General features: G+C 60.3%; 18 protein-coding genes. 11 read left to right on the plus strand and 7 right to left on the minus strand.

Annotated elements, in window-relative coordinates:
* Positions 1-147: 147 nt before the first annotated feature.
* From dgcA to NVB75_RS17565, 3 genes are all read right to left on the minus strand, one after another.
* Positions 148-2,208 (minus strand): dimethylglycine demethylation protein DgcA, encoded by a 2,061-nt coding sequence (gene dgcA, locus NVB75_RS17555; protein ID WP_258342549.1) that lies wholly within the window; start codon positions 2,206-2,208, stop codon positions 148-150.
* A gap of 15 nt (positions 2,209-2,223) precedes the next feature.
* A complete protein-coding gene (locus NVB75_RS17560; protein WP_017476435.1) occupies positions 2,224-2,754 on the minus strand; it encodes a DUF5943 domain-containing protein in 531 nt (176 codons plus the stop codon).
* Between the two features lie 164 nt (positions 2,755-2,918).
* Complete coding sequence (locus NVB75_RS17565) at positions 2,919-3,896, minus strand: dipeptidase (RefSeq protein WP_003216932.1); 978 nt, start codon at positions 3,894-3,896, stop codon at positions 2,919-2,921.
* 219 nt (positions 3,897-4,115) lie between these two features.
* On the opposite strand from NVB75_RS17565, the gene NVB75_RS17570 reads away from it, so the two are divergent.
* Entirely contained in the window at positions 4,116-4,517 is a 402-nt protein-coding gene (locus NVB75_RS17570; protein ID WP_258342550.1) for a lysozyme inhibitor LprI family protein, read from the plus strand.
* Positions 4,518-4,555: 38 nt separating this feature from the next.
* Here the strand turns inward: NVB75_RS17570 and NVB75_RS17575 are convergent, their stop codons facing one another.
* Positions 4,556-5,518: a tyrosinase family protein gene (locus NVB75_RS17575; protein ID WP_258342551.1), complete on the minus strand. Its 963-nt coding sequence runs from the start codon at positions 5,516-5,518 to the stop codon at positions 4,556-4,558.
* Between the two features lie 227 nt (positions 5,519-5,745).
* Here NVB75_RS17575 and NVB75_RS17580 point away from each other — a divergent pair, with 227 nt between their 5' ends.
* Entirely contained in the window at positions 5,746-6,162 is a 417-nt protein-coding gene (locus tag NVB75_RS17580; RefSeq protein WP_258348664.1) for a DUF3010 family protein, read from the plus strand.
* 138 nt (positions 6,163-6,300) lie between these two features.
* On the opposite strand, the gene NVB75_RS17585 is transcribed toward NVB75_RS17580, so the two are convergent.
* Complete coding sequence (locus NVB75_RS17585; RefSeq protein ID WP_003216927.1) at positions 6,301-7,245, minus strand: GlxA family transcriptional regulator; 945 nt, start codon at positions 7,243-7,245, stop codon at positions 6,301-6,303.
* A 193-nt stretch (positions 7,246-7,438) separates the two neighbouring features.
* Between NVB75_RS17585 and NVB75_RS17590 the strand changes: the two genes are divergently transcribed.
* The 6 genes from NVB75_RS17590 to NVB75_RS17615 all read left to right on the plus strand — a co-directional run bounded on the left by NVB75_RS17590 (position 7,439) and on the right by NVB75_RS17615 (position 12,935).
* Positions 7,439-8,383 (plus strand): choline ABC transporter substrate-binding protein, encoded by a 945-nt coding sequence (locus tag NVB75_RS17590; protein WP_258342553.1) that lies wholly within the window; start codon positions 7,439-7,441, stop codon positions 8,381-8,383.
* An 86-nt stretch (positions 8,384-8,469) separates the two neighbouring features.
* Positions 8,470-9,357, plus strand: coding sequence for a 3-keto-5-aminohexanoate cleavage protein (locus NVB75_RS17595; protein ID WP_003216924.1), 888 nt, complete (start codon positions 8,470-8,472; stop codon positions 9,355-9,357).
* A 177-nt stretch (positions 9,358-9,534) separates the two neighbouring features.
* On the plus strand, positions 9,535-10,500 hold the full coding sequence (locus NVB75_RS17600; protein ID WP_017476440.1) for an L-carnitine dehydrogenase: 966 nt from the start codon (positions 9,535-9,537) through the stop codon (positions 10,498-10,500).
* Positions 10,501-10,646: 146 nt separating this feature from the next.
* A complete protein-coding gene (locus NVB75_RS17605) occupies positions 10,647-11,123 on the plus strand; it encodes a thioesterase family protein (protein WP_201142238.1) in 477 nt (158 codons plus the stop codon).
* Between the two features lie 9 nt (positions 11,124-11,132).
* Positions 11,133-12,293 (plus strand): gamma-butyrobetaine dioxygenase, encoded by a 1,161-nt coding sequence (locus NVB75_RS17610; protein ID WP_258342557.1) that lies wholly within the window; start codon positions 11,133-11,135, stop codon positions 12,291-12,293.
* Positions 12,294-12,671: 378 nt separating this feature from the next.
* Positions 12,672-12,935 carry a hypothetical protein gene (locus NVB75_RS17615; protein WP_017476443.1) on the plus strand — a complete coding sequence of 88 codons (264 nt, stop codon included), beginning with the start codon at positions 12,672-12,674 and terminating at the stop codon, positions 12,933-12,935.
* A 119-nt stretch (positions 12,936-13,054) separates the two neighbouring features.
* Here NVB75_RS17615 and NVB75_RS17620 read toward each other — a convergent pair whose 3' ends face one another.
* Positions 13,055-14,158 (minus strand): GlxA family transcriptional regulator, encoded by a 1,104-nt coding sequence (locus tag NVB75_RS17620; protein ID WP_258342559.1) that lies wholly within the window; start codon positions 14,156-14,158, stop codon positions 13,055-13,057.
* Positions 14,159-14,687: 529 nt separating this feature from the next.
* Positions 14,688-16,064 (minus strand): L-serine ammonia-lyase, encoded by a 1,377-nt coding sequence (locus tag NVB75_RS17625; protein ID WP_258342560.1) that lies wholly within the window; start codon positions 16,062-16,064, stop codon positions 14,688-14,690.
* A gap of 436 nt (positions 16,065-16,500) precedes the next feature.
* On the opposite strand from NVB75_RS17625, the gene NVB75_RS17630 reads away from it, so the two are divergent.
* From NVB75_RS17630 to choV, 3 genes are all read left to right on the plus strand, one after another.
* The gene (locus NVB75_RS17630; RefSeq protein WP_017476446.1) at positions 16,501-17,448 is read left to right on the plus strand and encodes a choline ABC transporter substrate-binding protein; all 948 of its coding nucleotides are present in this window, start codon (positions 16,501-16,503) and stop codon (positions 17,446-17,448) included.
* 67 nt (positions 17,449-17,515) lie between these two features.
* Positions 17,516-18,361 carry a choline ABC transporter permease subunit gene (gene choW / locus NVB75_RS17635; RefSeq protein WP_003216909.1) on the plus strand — a complete coding sequence of 282 codons (846 nt, stop codon included), beginning with the start codon at positions 17,516-17,518 and terminating at the stop codon, positions 18,359-18,361.
* On the plus strand, positions 18,358-19,536 hold the full coding sequence (choV, locus tag NVB75_RS17640) for a choline ABC transporter ATP-binding protein (protein ID WP_258342561.1): 1,179 nt from the start codon (positions 18,358-18,360) through the stop codon (positions 19,534-19,536). The genes choW and choV overlap by 4 nt, the downstream gene beginning before the upstream one ends.
* Positions 19,537-19,712: the final 176 nt, after the last annotated feature.

Genomic DNA, 19,712 nt, shown 5'->3' on the forward strand with positions numbered 1-19,712 from the left:
TGAAGCTCCCAAAGACCTCGAGGTCAATGATCGTCCCCACGCTCTGCGTGGGGATGCATCCTGTGACGCTCTGCGTCACGACCTAAGAGCGGACGCGGAGCGTCCAGGGCGGCATTCCCACGCAGAGCGTGGGAACGATCAGGCGGATCAGAAATCCTTGCACAGGCGCAGGGCGTCATAGATGGCAGCGTGGGTATTACGCTGGGCCACGCAGTCACCGATGCGGAACAGCAAGTACCCCTCACCCGGCTCGCTCAGGCACGGCTGCGGCTTGATCGCGAACAAGGCTTCGACGTCTATCTGGCCCTTGTTGCGCGACCCTTCCTTGAGCCCGTAGTAGATCTCTTCATCCGGACGCACGCCGTTCTCGACCACCACCTGATCGACCACCCGTTCCTCTTTGGCCCCGGTGTATTCGTTCTCCAGCACCGCCACCAGCTTGTCACCTTCGCGGTAGACCTTTTCCAGCATCATGTCGCCGGTCATGATCACTTCCTTCGGGTACATGCTGCGGTAGTACGTCGGGAACGACGTACCGCCGATGGCCACGCCCGGCTTGATATCGTCGGTGACGATTTCCACCTGGCAACCCTTGTCTGCGAGGAAATCCGCCACCGACATACCGGTGAACTCGCAGATGGTGTCGTACACCAGCACGTTCTTGCCCGGCGCGACCTTGCCATCGAGCACGTCCCAGCTGCTGACCACCAGGCCTTCAGCCGCGCCCCAGTGTTCGTTCTGTTCCACGAACGGATGACCGCCCACCGCCAGCACCACCACGTCCGGACGCAGGTCCAGGATGGTGGCCGCGTCTGCCGCCACGCCCAGGCGCAGGTCGACGTTCAGGCGTGCCAGTTCCAGCTGGAACCAGCGGGTGATCCCGGCAATCTGGTCGCGCTGCGGCGCCTTGGAAGCGGTCGTGATTTGCCCGCCGATAAATTCTTTCTTCTCGAACAGCGTCACGTCGTGGCCGCGCTCAGCAGCAACCCGCGCAGCTTCCATCCCGGCCGGGCCGGCACCCACCACCACGACTTTGCGTTTCGGCCCGGTGGACTTCTCGATGATGTGCGGCACGCCCATGTATTCACGGGAAGTGGCGGCGTTCTGGATGCACAGCACGTCCAGCCCTTGGTACTGACGGTCGATGCAGTAGTTGGCGCCCACGCACTGTTTGATCTGGTCGATCTGGCCCATCTTGATCTTGGCGATCAGGTGCGGGTCGGCGATGTGGGCGCGGGTCATGCCGACCATGTCCACATAGCCGCCTTCGAGGATGCGTGTGGCCTGGTTCGGGTCCTTGATGTTCTGTGCGTGCAGCACCGGGACCTTGACCACTTCCTTGATACCGGCCGCCAGGTGCAGGAACGGCTCCGGTGGATAACTCATGTTGGGGATAACGTTGGCCAGGGTGTTGTGGGTGTCGCAGCCCGAGCCGACGACGCCGATGAAATCGAGCATGCCGGTGTCATCGTAGTACTTGGCAATCTGCTTCATGTCCTCGTGGGACAGGCCGTCCGGATGGAACTCATCGCCGCACAGGCGCATGCCCACGCAGAAGTCGTCACCGACCTCGGCGCGCACCGCTTTCAACACTTCCAGGCCGAACTTCATGCGGCCTTCGAAGGTACCACCCCATTCGTCGGTACGTTTGTTGACCCGTGGGCTCCAGAACTGGTCGATCATGTGCTGGTGCACGGCGGACAGTTCCACACCGTCCAGGCCACCCGCCTTGGCACGCTTGGCGGCGCTGGCGTAGTTGCCGATCACACGCCAAATCTCTTCCGGCTCGATGGTCTTGCAGGTGGCACGGTGCACCGGCTCACGCACGCCGGACGGCGACATCAGGGTCGGCCAGTTAAAGCCATCCCAACGCGAGCGACGGCCCATGTGGGTAATCTGGATCATGATCTTGGCGCCATGCTTGTGCATGGCGTCAGCCAGGTTCTGGAAGTGCGGGATGATGCGGTCGGTGGACAGGTTCACCGAACTCCACCATTCCTGGGGGCTGTCGATGGCGACCACCGAGGAACCGCCACAGATCGCCAGGCCAATGCCGCCCTTGGCTTTCTCTTCGTAGTACTTCACATAGCGGTCGGTGGTCATCCCGCCGTCGGTGGCATACACCTCGGCGTGGGCGGTACTGAGCACGCGGTTACGGATGGTCAGTTTGCCGATCTGGATCGGCGCAAACATTGCTTCGAAAGCCATGGCTGGGTCCTCGACTTACAACGGCTTGACGGTGAACAGGCCGTCGTCGTGGCCCTCTTCGGAGCCGCCATAGACCTGTTGCGCAACGGTGCGGATCTTGCTGCCGCGGGCTTCGAGAATCTGGTCCATCGCACCGGCAAACCAGCCGGTGAACATGTAGTCGACCTTGCGCCCGACCTTGCCGTACACGTAGACGAATGCCGAGTGCTCGAGCTTGACGCTGGCCGTGCCTTTGTCGAGGTCGATGTCCTGGATCTTGAACAGGCCCCAGCCGCGCTGCGACAGGCGCTTCATGTAGTGTTCGAACACCGCGACGCCTTCCAGGCCGTGGCATTCAGCTTCTTTTTCACACCAGTGCCAGGCGGATTTGTAGCCGGCCTTGTAGAGGATCTCGGCGTAGGCGTCGGCGCCCAGGACTTCTTCGATCCCCATGTGGTTGTTGACGAAGAAATGGCGTGGCACGTACAGCATTGGCAGGGCGTCGGACGTCCAGACACCGGTTTCGCTGTCGACTTCGATAGGCAATTGAGGGGCGATCTTGGCCATGGAAACTTAACTCCGGAAAATTCGTTGTGTTGTTGTCCCGTAGCAGCTGTCGAGCTCCAGCGAGGCTGCGTAGGGCGCGCCGCTGATCTGGAACCGAGTCGCGCCTGACGCAGCCTCGCTGGGGCTCGACAGCTGCTACGGGGCATCATTGTTTAGAGGTTGGCTTATTCGCCCCAAACGTCCTTCAAGACGTTGACCCAGTTCTCGCCCATGATCTTGCGCACCACGCGCTCGGGATGGCCGCGCTTGAGCAGGGTCTCGGTCAGGTTGGGGAACTCGCCCACGGTGCGGATGCCCAGCGGGTTGATGATCTTGCCGAAGCTGGTCAGGCGGCGGGCGTAGCCCTTGTCGTGGGTCAGCATTTCGAAGAAATCCTGGCCATGGCCCTGGGTGAAGTCGGTGCCGATGCCGATGGCGTCTTCGCCCACGATGTTCATGGTGTACTCGATGGCTTCGGCGTAGTCGTCGATGGTCGAATCGATGCCCTTGGCCAGAAACGGCGCAAACATGGTCACGCCGACAAAGCCGCCGTGGTCGGCGATGAACTTCAGCTCTTCATCGGACTTGTTGCGCGGGTGCTCTTTCAGGCCCGACGGCAGGCAGTGGGAGTAGCACACCGGCTTTTTCGATTCGAGGATGACCTCTTCAGAGGTTTTGGAGCCGACGTGGGACAGGTCGCACATGATGCCGACGCGGTTCATCTCGGCGACGACCTCGCGACCGAAGCCCGACAGGCCGCCGTCACGCTCATAGCAGCCGGTGCCCACCAGGTTCTGGGTGTTGTAGCACATCTGCACCACGCCAACCCCGAGCTGCTTGAAGATCTCGACGTAGCCGAGCTGGTCTTCAAAGGCATGGGCGTTCTGGAAGCCGAAGATGATGCCGGTCTTGCCCTGCTCCTTGGCGCGACGGATATCGGCGGTGGTTTTCACCGGGATCACCAGGTCGCTGTTTTCGCGAATCAGGGTCTGGCTGGCCACGATATTGTTAATGGTGGCCTGGAACCCTTCCCATACCGACACCGTGCAGTTGGCCGCTGTGAGGCCACCCTTGCGCATGTCTTCGAACAGGTCGCGGTTCCACTTGGCAATGATCAGCCCGTCGATAACGATGCTGTCGGCGTGCAATTCGGCTGGGCTCATCAGGCGTCCCCTTATTGGCGATTCATGCGCCGAATCGTCTGCCGGCGCTTTGGGGCCAGCATATGCCCCGGGGCAGAAGGAGCCGGGTGCAAAAACGACAAGGGAATTGCCGAAAGCGTCAATCCGCGACAAAGGCCAACATGACATCTCTGACGGGTGTCTGTTCTTTGTCTTACGCTTAAGCCAGAATTTGCTTATCAACTGATATGAGACGGCGCAATGAAATCGATTTTCCTGGCTTTGGCACTCATCGCAACCGGCGTACACGCGGCTGAAGACACCGATAACACGCCTTGCGATGGCATCGAGAACGACAAGCAAACCCTGGAATGCGCCACCTATAACAAAACCACCGCCGAGCAACTGCTCAAGGATAACTACCAGGGCTTGCTGGAACGCATGGGTTCGACCTATGGCAGCAACAAGACGCAGCTGGCGGACATTACCGCTCGTCTGAAGGATGCCCAGCAGAAGTGGGAAAAGTTACGTGATGCGGATTGCGCTGTAGATACCTTCCCGGCAGTGGCGGGCAGCAAGGCATATGCGATCCAGCAGAATGATTGCCTGGCGCGGATGAGTGATGAACGGTCGGAGTTTTTGGAGTCGATTGGGCAGGAATAAACACCACTCCCGCGCCATTGCGCGGGATGGTGGCTCCCTCATGCGATGAAGGGCGATTTGAAGGGGCTTTTTGTCAATGGCTGACTGGGGCTATAGGCGTAACCCAGCGCACTGATATCCATGACGTCTCTGATGCGACGGGTCCAGGGTTTGATCACATCGTCATAGTTGTGGCCCGGCGGTCCGTCCTGCATGGGGCAATAGTGGGGAGCCAGGCCCGGCTTATCCAGCTTCATCTGCGCTTGCCAGTCCGCCCATATCTTGTCGACAAAGCAATGGTGCAGGAAGAACACGGGGTCTTCCGGTGAAGTCATTGCCAGCATGTTGCCCCCAATCCACAAGTGCACCCGATTATGTAGCTGCGAACCGGGCGTCGTGACTTGTGGGTCGCCGCGCTGGGTAATCCAGCCTTCCAGGCGATTCCTGAAACCTCGATTGAAAGGGCTCGAATTGTAATTGGGCTCGTCGTACAGCCCTTCGCGCATGGCCATCTGTAGATCGTCTACGGTCGGCAACGAGCTGACCAGTTGCCCGAACTGACGCTTGAGTCCCGTTCCCGGCAAACCGTCTTCCGGGTATGCCGGCACCGGCCAATTTCCGTACTTTTGTGCAAAAGCGCCCTCCTGCACCCGGTGCTGATCAGCTGGGTCACCGTTGCCGCCCATGAAGCCCTGGCTCCACACCGGCGATTGACCTGGATCCGCCGCATCCTGGGTCCAGTCCCAGTAAGGCAGCGTGACACCCGGCTGGATGCTTTGCAGATCCCCCTCAAGCTGCATCAACATTTCACGGTGCCAGGGCAAAAATGCCGGCCCCAGGTGAGCACCATTGCGGTAGTCAGGATCCTGAGGCTCATCCGGATGAACCGTAGGTATCATGACTTGATGATGCCAGTGGACATACTTGTCGTAACCTCCTTGTTTCTTGAGTGCCAATAGGGTGTTGATAAACACCAGCTGCTCCGCCGGGCTGAGCGTACGAACTTCCTTGCGTATATTCATGGCGCGATTCTCTTATCAGGCAAGTGATGGGATGAATGCGAAACCATGGTTCGGTCCCTTCACCAATCTAAAGACGCCCGGTACGAGGATCTACTGTCAGAAATAACAGGTCACCGACCCTTTCAGACAAGTGGTAAAAAGCCAGGTCGAGGCGAGCGTTTAAAGCGCTCCACATGCAGCCGAAAGTGCGCGACCATCGCGCCATCTCTTTTTCCAAAGGCAATACCATGAAAATCTGCGGCATCGAAATCAAAGGCAGCGAAGCCATTATCGCTGTCGCCTCGTTCGACGGTCAGGCATTGAGCCATGTAGCCCTGGCCACCAAGAAAATCGCCCTTGAAGACGATGATGAGGCGGCCAATGTCAAAGCCTTCGCCGCCCAGGTGAGTGCGTTTGTGCAGGAAAACGCGATCACTCGGATCGCGATCAAGAAGCGCAGCAAGAAAGGCGAATTCGCCGGTGGCCCGACCACGTTCAAGATTGAAGGCGTGTTTCAGCTGCTGGAGGGTGTTGAGGTGACGCTGCTGTCGCCGCAGACCATCAATGCGCAGAATAAAAAACACGACTTTGCCCTGCCGGCGACGCTGAACAAGTATCAGCATGAGGCGTTTAAAGCGGCGTGTTCGGCACTGATGAAGAAATAAGCCACACCACAGATCTCCTGTGGGAGCGGGCTTGCTCGCGAATGCGGTGTGTCAGTCAATACATGTACCGACTGATCCACCGCATTCGCGAGCAAGCCCGCTCCCACATTTGATCTGTGTTGTTTTCAAGAGCCGTGATCATACCGCTTCCCGCCGCCGATCCTCCCTCGGGCACTTGGCAAACCTTGCCCGGTAACTGCGGGTGAAATACGACGGCGACTCAAACCCGCACGCAATACTCACTTCCAGCACACTCAGGTCGCTCTGGCGCAATAGCTGCCGGGCCTTCTCCAGGCGCAAGCCCAGGTAGAAATTGCTCGGCGTGTCGTTCAGGTGCAGCCGAAACAAGCGCTCCAACTGCCGCCGCGTGACCTTGATCGCCTCCGCCAGTGCCAGTGTGCTCAACGGCGGTTCCGTGTGTTGTTCCATCTCGCCAATCACCTGCACCAACTTCTTGTTGTTGATGCCGTAGCGCGTGGCGATCTGCATGCGTTGGTGGTCTTTGCGCGGGCGGATGCGGCCGAGCACGAACTGTTCGGACACCTGGATCGCCAATTCGGGCCCGTGGGCCTGGCTGATCAGGTCGAGCATCAGGTCGATGGACGCGGTGCCGCCCGCCGAGGTGATGCGCCGGCGGTCGATCTCGAACAGCTCCTGGGTCACCGTCAGCTGTGGATAAGATTCCTTGAAGGCGTCGATGGCTTCCCAGTGCAGGGTCAGGCGGTGGCCGTCGAGCAGGCCGGCTTCGGCGAGGACGCAAGCCCCGGTGTCGATGGCGCCCAGGGTCACGCCGTCGTGATCGAGTCGGCGCAGCCAGTGCTCCAGTGCCGGCGTGGCGAACTTCAGCGGTTCGAAGCCGGCCACCACCAATAAGGTCGAGCCTTTCTTCAGCGGCTCCAGCGCGGCGTCGGCGTTGACCGACATGCCATTGCTCGCCAGCACCGCGCCGCCGTCGGCGCTCAAGACGTGCCAGCGGTACAGCTCGCCACGAAAACGATTGGCGACACGCAAAGGTTCGATCGCGGAGATAAAGCCGATGGCGGAGAAGCCCGGCATCAGCAGAAAGTAGAAATCCTGGGACATGGAGCGCTCTCGTAGGACGGACAGCGTGGTCACTGTGATACGCCAGTTCATTCGGTCATTCAAGGGGGCAGGTCGCTGCAGTGCAAGAGCTGGTCGCCGCCGTGCGTTTTGTCGCACTGCAAGCTGCGTAACTTGATCGCACGGCGCACAAAGACGCCGGAACCCACAATAACAACCTGCCGAGGGAACCACCATGAACCGACTGATCAGCCGCTGCGTGCTCGCATTCAGCGCCAGCGCCATTTTGAGCACCAACGTCATGGCAGCCGATGCGGCTTCTTGCCAGAACGTGCGCATGGGCGTGGTGAACTGGACCGACGTAATCGCCACCAGCGCCATGACTCAAGTATTGCTCGATGGCCTCGGCTACAAGACCAAACAGACCAGCGCGTCCCAGCAAATCATCTTTGCCGGGATCCGCGACCAGCGCCTGGACATGTTCCTGGGCTACTGGAACCCACTGATGACCCAGACCATCACCCCGTTTGTCGAGGCCAAGCAGGTCAAGGTGCTCGACAAGCCGTCGCTGGAAGACGCCCGCGCTACGTTGGCGGTGCCGACTTACCTGGCCGACAAGGGCCTGAAGACCTTCGCCGACATCGCCAAGTTTGAAAAAGAACTGGGCGGCAAGATCTACGGCATTGAACCAGGCTCGGGCGCCAACACCCAGATCAAGGCGATGATCGCCAAGAATCAGTTCGGTCTCGGCAAGTTCCAACTGGTGGAATCCAGCGAGGCCGGCATGCTCGCCGCCGTCGACCGCGCCGTGCGCCGCAAGGAAGCCGTGGTGTTCTTCGGCTGGGCGCCGCACCCGATGAACGTCAACGTGGCGATGACTTACCTCACCGGCAGCGATGATGCCCTGGGCCCGAACGAAGGCATGGCCACTGTGTGGTCCGTCACGTCGCCGACCTACGCCGAGCAATGCCCCAACGTGCACAAGTTGCTCAGCAACCTGACCTTCACCGCCGCCGACGAGAGCCGGATGATGCAGCCGCTGCTGGATCACAAGGACGCTTTCGAATCGGCCAAGCAATGGCTCAAGGATCACCCGCAAGACCAGCAGCGCTGGCTGGAAGGCGTGACCACCTTCGACGGCAAACCCGCCGCGGCCAACCTGCAATTGACCAGCAAATAACCTGTCTTGAATCACCGTTTCGCAGCCGCTCCTGGCTGCGAACGGCATGACTACGCCTGAAATCACGCCTGTAAGGAACCTGCCCCATGAACCACGACGTCATCATCACCTGCGCACTCACCGGTGCTGGCGACACGACCGCCAGAAGCCCTCACGTGCCGGTCACCCCCAAACAAATCGCCGCCGCCGCAGTAGAAGCTGCCAAGGCCGGTGCCACCGTGGTGCATTGCCACGTACGTGACCCCGAAACCGGCAAGTTCAGCCGCGACGTCGCGCTGTACCGCGAAGTGATGGAGCGCATCCGCGAGGCGGACGTCGACATCATCGTCAACCTCACCGCCGGCATGGGTGGCGACCTGGAAATCGGTGGCGGCGAGAATCCCATGGAGTTCGGCCCCAACACCGACCTGGTGGGCCCGCTGACCCGCCTGGCCCACGTGGAAGAGCTGCTGCCGGAAATCTGCACCCTCGATTGCGGCACCCTGAACTTCGGCGATGGCGACACCATTTACGTCTCCACCCCGGCCCAGCTGCGCGCTGGCGCCAAACGTATTCAAGAGCTGGGCGTAAAAGCCGAGCTGGAAATTTTCGACACCGGTCACCTGTGGTTCGCCAAGCAGATGATCAAGGAAGGCTTGCTCGACAACCCGCTGTTCCAGCTGTGCCTGGGCATCCCGTGGGGCGCCCCGGCCGACACCACCACCATGAAGGCGATGGTCGACAACCTGCCGGCAGACGCAGTGTGGGCCGGCTTCGGCATTGGTCGCATGCAGATGCCGATGGCGGCCCAAGCGGTACTGCTGGGCGGCAACGTGCGGGTCGGCCTGGAAGACAACCTGTGGCTGGACAAGGGCGTGCTGGCGACCAACGGCCAACTGGTGGAACGCGCCAGCGAAATCCTCAGCCGCCTGGGTGCGCGGGTCATGACCCCGGCTGAAGGCCGCGTGAAGATGGGCCTGACCAAGCGCGGCTAAGGCGCACCGCACGACTCCCAGCAGGAACCGAATCAAATGTGGGAGCGGGCTTGCTCGCGAAAGCGGTGTGTCAGTTGATGCATTCGGTGGCTGATCCACCGCTTTCGCGAGCAAGCCCGCTCCCACATTTTGATCTTGGCTCTCACACAGAATCACCGAACTCTTTAGGAATTTGCCATGAGCTTTATCACTGAAATCAAAACCTTCGCAGCGCTGGGCAGCGGCGTTATCGGCAGCGGCTGGGTATCCCGCGCCCTGGCTCACGGCCTGGATGTGGTGGCCTGGGACCCGGCGCCTGGTGCCGAGGCAGCCCTGCGCAAACGTGTCGCGAATGCCTGGGGCGCACTCGAGAAACAAGGCCTGGCACCCGGCGCCTCCCAAGATCGCCTGCGCTTTGTGGCCACGATTGAAGAGTGCGTGAAAGACGCCGACTTCATCCAGGAAAGTGCCCCGGAACGCCTGGAATTGAAGCTGGAATTGCACAGCAAGATCAGCGCGGCGGCCAAGCCGAATGCCTTGATTGGCTCGAGTACTTCGGGGCTGTTGCCGAGTGAATTTTACGAAGGCTCCACCCACCCGGAACGCTGCGTAGTGGGTCACCCGTTCAACCCGGTTTACCTGCTGCCACTGGTAGAGGTAGTCGGCGGAAAGAACACCGCGCCAGAAGCCATTCAGGCAGCGATCAAGGTGTATGAATCCCTCGGCATGCGCCCGTTGCATGTGCGTAAGGAAGTGCCTGGGTTTATCGCTGACCGACTGCTGGAAGCCTTGTGGCGTGAGGCCTTGCACCTGGTGAATGATGGCGTGGCAACCACCGGCGAAATTGACGATGCGATTCGCTTTGGCGCCGGTTTGCGCTGGTCGTTCATGGGCACGTTCCTGACCTATACGCTGGCCGGCGGTGATGCCGGGATGCGGCACTTCATGGCGCAGTTCGGCCCGGCGTTGCAGTTGCCGTGGACCTATTTGCCGGCCCCGGAACTGACCGACAAGTTGATTGACGACGTGGTGGACGGCACCAGCGATCAGTTGGGCAAACACAGCATTTCGGCGCTGGAGCGCTATCGTGATGATTGCCTGCTGGCGGTGCTGGAGGCGGTGAAGACGACCAAGGAAAAACACGGTATGACCTTCGCCGAATAAGCCCTGTAAAGATCGTTCCCACGCTCTGCGTGGGAATGCAGCCAAGGACGCTCTGCGTCCCAACGCGTGACGCAGAGCGTCACAGGAGGCGTTCCCACGCAGAGCGTGGGAACGATCACCACTGCGTACATTTTGGAATTTAAGTCATGGCCGCATTGACCACCTACACCACCAAAATCCTCCCCGACTGGGTCGACTACAACGGCCACCTGCGCGATGCGTTCTACCTGCTGATCTTCAGCTACGCCACCGATGCGCTGATGGACACCCTGGGCCTGGACAGCGAAAACCGCGAAGCCAGCGGCCACTCGCTGTTCACCCTGGAGTTGCACCTCAACTACTTGCACGAAGTGAAGCTGGGCGCCGAGGTCGAAGTGCACACCCAGCTCATTGCCCACGACCGCAAGCGCCTGCACCTGTATCACAGCCTGCATCTGGTGGGCGACGAAAAGGAGCTGGCCGGCAACGAGCAAATGTTGCTCCACGTCGACCTTGCCGGCCCGCATTCGGCGCCGTTCAGCGAGGCGGTGCTGGGCAAGCTCGCAAGCATCAGTGCCGAACAAACCGACCTGCCGAAGCCCGCCCTGCTCGGCCGCGTGATTGGACTGCCACCCCAAAAATAAGGAATCGCCATGCAAACCGCCGCTGCTGTTGCCGACTTCCGTACTTACCCACTGATCAGCGACCTGGCCGAGGTGCAGGTGCACAACGACCACCTCAGTGTGCAATGGGCCGATGGGCGGGTCAGCCCGTTCCATCACCAGTGGCTGCGGGACAACTGCCCCTGCCCGATCTGCGTCTACAGCGTGACCCGTGAGCAGGTGCTGGAAATCGTCGATGTGGACGAACACCTCACGGCTGTCAGCGCGCGTATCGACCAGGGTTTGCTGACGGTTGAATGGAGTGGCGGGCATCGCAGCCAGTACGATCCCGGCTGGCTGCGTGCGCACGCCTACGACGATGAGTCCCGCGCTGAACGCCGGGCGGCCAAGCCGAAATCCAGACTGTGGGACCGTAGTTTCGAGCTGCCCGCCTTCGACTACGCGGCTCTGATGGAAGACCCGAAAACCCTGCTGCACTGGCTGCTGGCCCTGCGTGACAGCGGCCTTACGCAAGTGCGCGGCGTGCCCACCGAACCCGGCTCCCTGGCACTGATCGCCAAGCGCATTTCGTTCATCCGCGAGAGCAACTTCGGTGTGCTGTTCAACGTGCAATCCAAGGCCGATGCCGACAGCAACGCCTACACCGCTTTCAACCTGCCGCTGCACAGCGACTTGCCCACTCGCGAGCTGCAACCGGGACTGCAATTTTTGCATTGCCTGGTGAACGACGCCGACGGTGGCGAGAGTATTTTTGTCGATGGTTTTGCCATCGCCCGGGCATTGCGCGATGAAGACCCCGAAGCCTTTCGCGCGCTGTGCGAGATCCCCGTGGAATTTCGCAACAAGGACCGTCACAGCGACTATCGCCAGCTGGCGCCGATCATTGCGCTGGATGCTCTGGGTGAAGTCGCCGAGATTCGCATGGCCAACTTTCTGCGCGGGCCGTTTGAGGCGCCGGCAGAGCAGATGCCCTTGCTGTATCGCGCCTATCGGCGGTTTATTGCGATGACCCGGGAGGAGCGTTTTCGGCTGGTCAAACGCCTGAATCCGGGCGAGCTATGGTGTTTCGATAACCGCCGCACCTTGCATGCGCGCAATGCGTTTGATCCGGCGTCCGGTGCCCGGCATTTCCAGGGCTGCTATGTCGATAGGGATGAGTTGTTGTCCCGGATACTGGTGTTGCAGCGGTAGACCGAGGCGCGCCCTTCGCGAGCAAGCCCGCTCCCACAGTTGACCGCGTTTTTCCAGGGGGAACTTGGTCAACTGTGGGAGCGGGCTTGCTCGCGAAGGGGCCCGCACAACCACTACAAATTCAGCCAAAAAAAAGCCCCGATCAAGCCGTGACAGGATCGGGGCAGAGTGCTTTGTGTGAGCTGCGCATCCCGAGGGTGACCAAACCTTCAAGCTGCTGGCTGGATTCCAGTGTGCACACTCCCCTCTCTTGCGAGTTAGCCGAAAACGACCTGTTCATAGGTGTGCCGGACATTCGCGAATTCAGGCCTTGCCGACTCGGTGATGGCCTACCAGAATCGACCTCAATCCCCCGCTCCCCTAACGAGGATAAACGTCATGATGCACGCGGATTTGATTGACCAGGATGACCTGCTGGGCCAACTGCGGTCGTTGGGTTTCGAAGTGTCCAGCGGCGCTACCGCCGAGCAGGCGTGTGAGTGTGCGGTGCGCGGTTTGAGTGAAGCGCGGGCCAAGGCGCTGAAGAACATGGTTGAGCAGATGTACACCGGCAGCGCGACGATCTTGCCGGCGGTGAGGCAGGCGATCGATAAGCAGTTGTTGCCGGCTTTGGTGCAGTTTCGGCAGAACTCTGGCGCCTGAACACATACCTTGTGGCGAGGGAGCTTGCTCCCGCTGGGCTGCGAAGCGGCCCCAAAATCTTGGGAGCGCTTCGCACTCCAGCGGGAGCAAGCTCCCTCGCCACAAAAGCTCTGGTGGTGTTAGAGCCTTACACTGGCGAAAGTCGACTCATTCCTGGCCTGGCTCAACGCCGACAACGGCCCGGACAACGGTGACAACACCAGCGCCTGCGGAATCGGCATCATCGCCACCTGCTGCGTGGTGTTGGAACCCACACGCTCATCCCGCGGCGGAATGCCGAAGTATTCGCGGTAGCACTTGGAGAAGTGCGGCGTGGAAACAAAACCGCACACCGACGCCACTTCGATGATCGACATCGGCGTTTGCTTGAGCAACTGCCGCGCACGGATCAGGCGCAGCTTGAGGTAGTAGCGCGACGGCGAACAGTGCAGGTATTTCTGGAACAGCCGCTCCAGCTGACGCCGGGAAACCGCGACGTACACCGCCAGTTCATCGAGGTCGATCGGCTCTTCCAGGTTGGCTTCCATCAGCGCGACGATTTCCTGCAGTTTCGGCTGGTTGGTGCCGAGCATGTGCTTGAGCGGCACACGCTGGTGATCCTGTTCGTTGCGGATGCGCTCGTACACAAACATCTCGGAGATCGCCGCCGACAATTCACGGCCGTGGTCGCGGCTGATCAGGTGCAGCATCATGTCCAGCGGCGCGGTGCCGCCGGAGCTGGTGAAGCGGTTGCGGTCGAGGGTGAACAGGCGTGTGCTCATGGCCACGCGAGGGAAAGCTTCCTGCATCGACGCCAGGCATTCCCAGTGCACGCTGCAATCAAAACCGTCCAGCAGGCCGGCGCAGGCCAGGGCCCAGCTGCCGGTGCACACGGCGCCAAGGCGACGGGACTGGCGCGCCTGGCTTTGCAGCCACGACACGTGTTCACGGGTCACGGTGCGCTGGATACCCACGCCGCCGCAGACGATCACAGTGTCCAGGGCCGGGGCTTTGTGCATGGAGGCATCGGGGGTTATTTGCAGACCGTCGCTGGCCCACACCTGGTTTCCGTCCACACTCAAGGTCGTCCAGCGATACAGCTCGCGGCCGGAGAGTTGGTTGGCCATACGCAGGGGTTCGACTGCGGAGGCCAGGGAAATCAGCGTGAAATTGTCCAGCAGCAAAAAGCCGATGGATTGAGGCGCACGGTTCTGGGTTTGAGCCCCTGAGTTGAACGACGTCATCGCGGTATCTCCTCACACAAAGCGGGTGATGGCCTCAGGCGAGGCTCTTGTTATTGCGCTCATCGCCTTAAGGAAACTCCTATGGCGAGAGGCTTTGTATTGATAGAGCAAATGCCATGCCTAAAATTGAATACGTATTCAATAACTCCTGAAAACGACCTCCTGACGCGTCTATATAAGCCCGAGCGTGCAGGGGAAATATGACCCGAAAAAGGCGTCAAAGGACGTAGGCTCAATGTGTGTGAGCAGTTCGGTAGCACTTGTGGGAAGGGAGAGAATTGACGTAGGAAAAGTCTGTCACCACACGCACGGGTGACAGAGGGTCATGGCGGGAAATCGTTCGGGAGCTACTTATCTAATTACGACGCGCTAAAAGGTGGCGCTTGTGGGTGTCGGTGTTCACTTTATGAGCAGTGTTGCTCTTCTGTGGCGAGGGAGCTTGCTCCCGCTGGAGTGCGCAGCGCTCCCAAGAATTAGGGGCTGCTGCGCAGCCCAGCGGGAGCAAGCTCCCTCGCCACAGAAAGCTGGATCAACACTCCACCGCACTCACCGCCAACCCACCCCGCGATGTTTCCTTGTACTTGTCATGCATATCCGCCCCGGTATCCCGCATGGTGCGGATCACCCGGTCCAGGGAGATGAAGTGCTGGCCATCACCCCGCAGCGCCATCTGCGCCGCGTTGATCGCCTTCACCGCTGCAATCGCATTACGCTCGATGCACGGCACCTGCACCAGGCCGCCTACCGGGTCGCAGGTCAGGCCGAGGTTGTGTTCCAGGCCGATCTCCGCCGCGTTGCACAATTGCTCCGGTGTAGCACCGAGGATTTCCGCCAGCCCCGCCGCCGCCATGGCGCACGCCGAACCGACTTCACCCTGGCAACCGACTTCGGCACCCGAAATCGACGCGTTCTTTTTACACAGGATGCCCACCGCCGCCGCGCCGAGGAAATAGTCGACCACGTTGGCCTCGGTCACCTCTTCGCTGAACTTCATGAAGTAGTGCAGCACCGCCGGGATGATCCCCGCCGCACCGTTGGTCGGTGCCGTGACCATGCGCCCGCCGGCGGCGTTTTCTTCATTCACCGCCAGGGCGAACAGGTTGACCCATTCCATCGCGCTCAAGGTCGAACCAATCACATTCGGTTTGCCCAGCTCCTGCAAGCTGCGGTGCAACTTGGCTGCACGCCGCCTTACATTGAGGCCGCCGGGAAGAATGCCTTCGTGCTTGAGGCCTTGCTCCACGCAATCCTGCATGGCGCGCCACAGCTTCATCAGGCCGCTGCGGATCTCGTCTTCCGAGCGCCAGGTTTTTTCATTCGCCAACATCAATTCAGCGACCCGCAGGTTGTGGGTCTTGCACAGCTGCAGCAACTCCACCGCACTGGAAAAATCATAGGGCAATTCGGTGCGGTCCATGTCCGCCACGCCGCTGGTGGCCTGGGCTTCATCCACCACAAACCCGCCGCCCACCGAGTAGTAGGTGTCGCGGTGCAGCTCGCCGTTGTCACCGAACACCACCAGGGTCATGGCATTGGGGTGGAACGGCAGGTTTTCGTCGATCAGGCGCATGTCCCGTGCCCATAAGAAAGGCACCGGCAAATGTCCGTCCAGCAGCAGTGTGTGGGTCTCGCGCAGGGTTTCGATGCGGATGCCGATCTGCGACGGATCGATCGCGTCGGGCCACTCGCCCATCAGGCCCATGATCACGGCGTTATCGCTGCCGTGGCCGATGCCGGTGGCCGATAAGGAGCCAAACAGCTGAACTTCGACGCGCCTGACTTGTTCCAACACATCACGTTCACGTAATCCTTGAACGAACAACGCCGCGGCGCGCATGGGGCCGACGGTGTGAGAACTCGAAGGCCCAATGCCGATCTTGAACAGGTCGAAAACGCTGATAGCCATTGACGTGAAACTCCTCGATGAGCACAGGCCAGGCGCACATAACGCCTGGTGACGGAGCTGCTACGCTCATGTCGCAATCCGCCCAGATGCGGCCATCATCAAGCTTTTGTTGGCGCTCACGGCGTCTCACACCGACGTACCCATGCTCATCAGCGCCGCTGTTGTGGAAGGCGACGTTTTGGCCGTTTTTTGCGGTTCAGATCGGTAAAAAGTGCAGTTTTGCCGTTGAAAAAATCTGTAAGCGACGTCACCGACACTGGATACGACCATCCCTGTACTGGATACGACGCCCCCTGTAGGCGTCAGATTTTCACTGGTACATGATCAGTCTCGACTCGTTTGCACAGTTGCGTGGCAGAGCTGTGCCGCACGCCCAACCGCAACACCTATAAGCGCGGTGTTATTGCCGCCAGAAAAACACCAGGAGTCCACCCCCATGAAAGGTTCACCGTCGTTGTTGTTGGCCGCCATGCTGAGTCTGCCAGTCCTGGCTCACGCTGCAGAACCGGCGCAATGCCAGACCGTCAACTTCTCCGATGTCGGCTGGACCGACATCACCGTCACCACCGCCACCACCAGCGAAGTTCTCAAGGGCCTCGGCTACAAACCCCGCACCACGATGATTTCCGTACCAGTGACCTACAAGTCCCTGGCCGATGGCAAGAACATGGACATCTTCCTCGGCAACTGGATGCCGACCATGGAAAACGACATCAAGCAGTACCGTGATGCGGGCACCGTGGAAACCGTGCGCGCCAACCTGGAAAACGCCAAGTACACCCTGGCCGTACCGGAAGCGCTGTACAACAAGGGCCTGAAAGACTTCGCCGACATCGTCAAATTCAAGGACGAGCTGGGCGGCAAGATCTACGGCATCGAGCCGGGCAACGACGGCAACCGCACCATCCAGACCCTTATCGACAAAGACGCTTTCGGCCTGAAAACCGCAGGTTTCAAAGTGGTGGAATCCAGCGAAGCCGGAATGCTCTCTCAGGTGGAACGCGCCACCAAACGCGACCAGGCCATCGTGTTCCTCGGCTGGGAACCGCACCCGATGAACACCCGCTTCAAGATGAAGTACCTGACCGGGGGTGATGATTCATTCGGCCCCAACTACGGCCAGGCCACCATCTACACCAACGTCCGCAAGGGCTACACCCAGGAATGCAGCAACGTGGGCCAGTTGCTGAAAAACCTGTCGTTCACCCTGAACATGGAAAGCACCCTGATGGGTAACGTCCTGGACGACAAAATGAAGCCTGACGCCGCCGCCAAGGCGTGGCTGAAGAAGAACCCGCAAGTGCTCGACACCTGGCTCGCCGGTGTCACCACGGTCGATGGCAAACCAGGATTGGAGGCCGTCAAAGCTTACCTCGCCAAGTAACCGCTGACCCCGGGCCGGTACGCTGGCCCGGGATGTTTTTCCTCTTCGCATGTGGACATTCACTACCATGCTGACTGAACATAAAATCCCGCTAGGCCAGTACATCGCTGCCTTCGTTGAATGGTTGACCCAACACGGGGCCGCCTACTTCGACGCAATCGCATCGACTCTGGAAACGATGATCCACGGCGTGACGTTCGCGCTGACCTGGTTCAATCCACTGGCATTGATCGGTCTGATTGCGCTGCTCGCTCACTTCATTCAACGCAAATGGGGCCTGACGGTGTTTGTCATCGCCTCCTTCCTGCTGATCCTGAATCTTGGGTACTGGCAGGAAACCATGGAGACCCTGGCGCAGGTGCTGTTCGCCACCCTGGTCTGCGTGGTGATCGGCGTGCCGCTGGGCATCGTTGCCGCGCACAAACCGATGTTCTACACCCTGATGCGGCCGGTGCTCGATCTGATGCAGACCGTACCGACCTTCGTCTACCTCATCCCTACCCTGACCCTCTTCGGGCTGGGTGTGGTGCCCGGGCTGATTTCCACGGTGGTGTTTGCGATTGCCGCGCCTATCCGTCTGACTTACCTGGGTATCCGTGATGTGCCGCAAGAATTGATGGACGCCGGCAAGGCCTTTGGCTGCTCGCGCCGTCAGTTGCTCTCGCGGATTGAACTGCCCCACGCCATGCCGAGCATCGCCGCCGGCATTACCCAATGCATCATGCTGTCGTTGTCGATGGTGGTTATCGCAGCCCTGGTGGGCGCCGACGGCCTCGGCAAGCCGGTGGTCAACGCACTGAACACCGCCGACATCGCCCTGGGCTTTGAAGCGGGCCTGGCGATCGTACTGCTGGCCATCATGCTCGACCGCATCTGCAAACAACCCGACGCCAAAGTAGGGGGTGATGCATGAGCATTATCCGATTCGAAAATGTCGACGTGATCTTCTCCAAAGACCCACGCGAGGCGCTCAAGCTGCTGGACCAGGGCATGACGCGCAACGAGATCCTGAAAAAGACCGGGCAGATTGTCGGCGTTGAAAACGCCAGCCTGGATGTCGAGAAAGGCGAGATCTGCGTGCTGATGGGCCTGTCCGGCTCGGGCAAGTCGAGCTTGCTGCGCTGCATCAATGGCTTGAACACCGTCAGCCGCGGCAAGCTGTTTGTGGAGCATGAAGGTCGGCAGATCGACATCGCGTCCTGCACCCCCGCCGAGCTGAAAATGATGCGCACCCAGCGCATCGCCATGGTCTTCCAGAAATTCGCCCTGATGCCTTGGCTGACGGTGCGCGAAAACATCAGCTTCGGCCTGGAGATGCAGGGCCGCCCGGAGAAAGAGCGGCGCAAGCTGGTGGACGACAAGCTGGAACTGGTGGGCCTGTCGCAGTGGCGCAACAAGAAGCCCGACGAGCTTTCCGGCGGCATGCAGCAACGTGTCGGCCTCGCCCGCGCGTTGGCGATGGACGCCGATATCCTGCTGATGGACGAACCCTTCTCCGCACTCGACCCGCTGATCCGCCAGGGTTTGCAAGATGAGTTGCTGGAGCTGCAACGCAAGCTGAGCAAGACCATCGTATTTGTGAGCCACGACTTGGATGAGGCGCTGAAACTCGGCAGCCGCATCGCCATCATGAAAGACGGCCGGATCATCCAGTACAGCGTGCCGGAAGAGATCGTGCTGAACCCGGCGGATGACTATGTGCGGACCTTCGTGGCCCACACCAACCCGCTGAATGTACTGTGTGGCCGCAGCCTGATGCGCACGGTGGACAACTGCACCCACGTCAACGGCTCCATCAGCCTGGACCCGGGCGGTGACTCGTGGCTGGACCTGGCGGAAGGCAACACCATCAAGGGTGCGCGGCAGAACGGCGCGGTGCTGAACTTGCAGAACTGGGCACCGGGGCAAGCCGTGGAAGGTTTGGGGCGGATGCCGACGCTGGTGGATTCCAATATCGGAATGCGCGATGCGTTGCAGATTCGGTACCAGACAGGCAACAAGCTGGTGCTGCAGGACGACAACAAGGTGGTAGGGATTCTGGGTGACAGCGAGCTCTATCACGCGCTGCTAGGCAAGAACCTGGGCTAACAGACACCGCAAAATAAATGTGGGAGCGGGCTTGCTCGCGAATGCGGTGTATCAGTGTCAGATGTACTGACTGACACTGCGCATTCGCGAGCAAGCCCGCTCCCACATTTTGCTCAGGTGGTGTCAGTATTTGATCGTTCCCACGCTCTGCGTGGGAATGCCGCCATGGACGCTCT

It is taken from the genome of Pseudomonas sp. CBS, from assembly GCF_024734645.1.
Lineage (GTDB): Bacteria > Pseudomonadota > Gammaproteobacteria > Pseudomonadales > Pseudomonadaceae > Aquipseudomonas.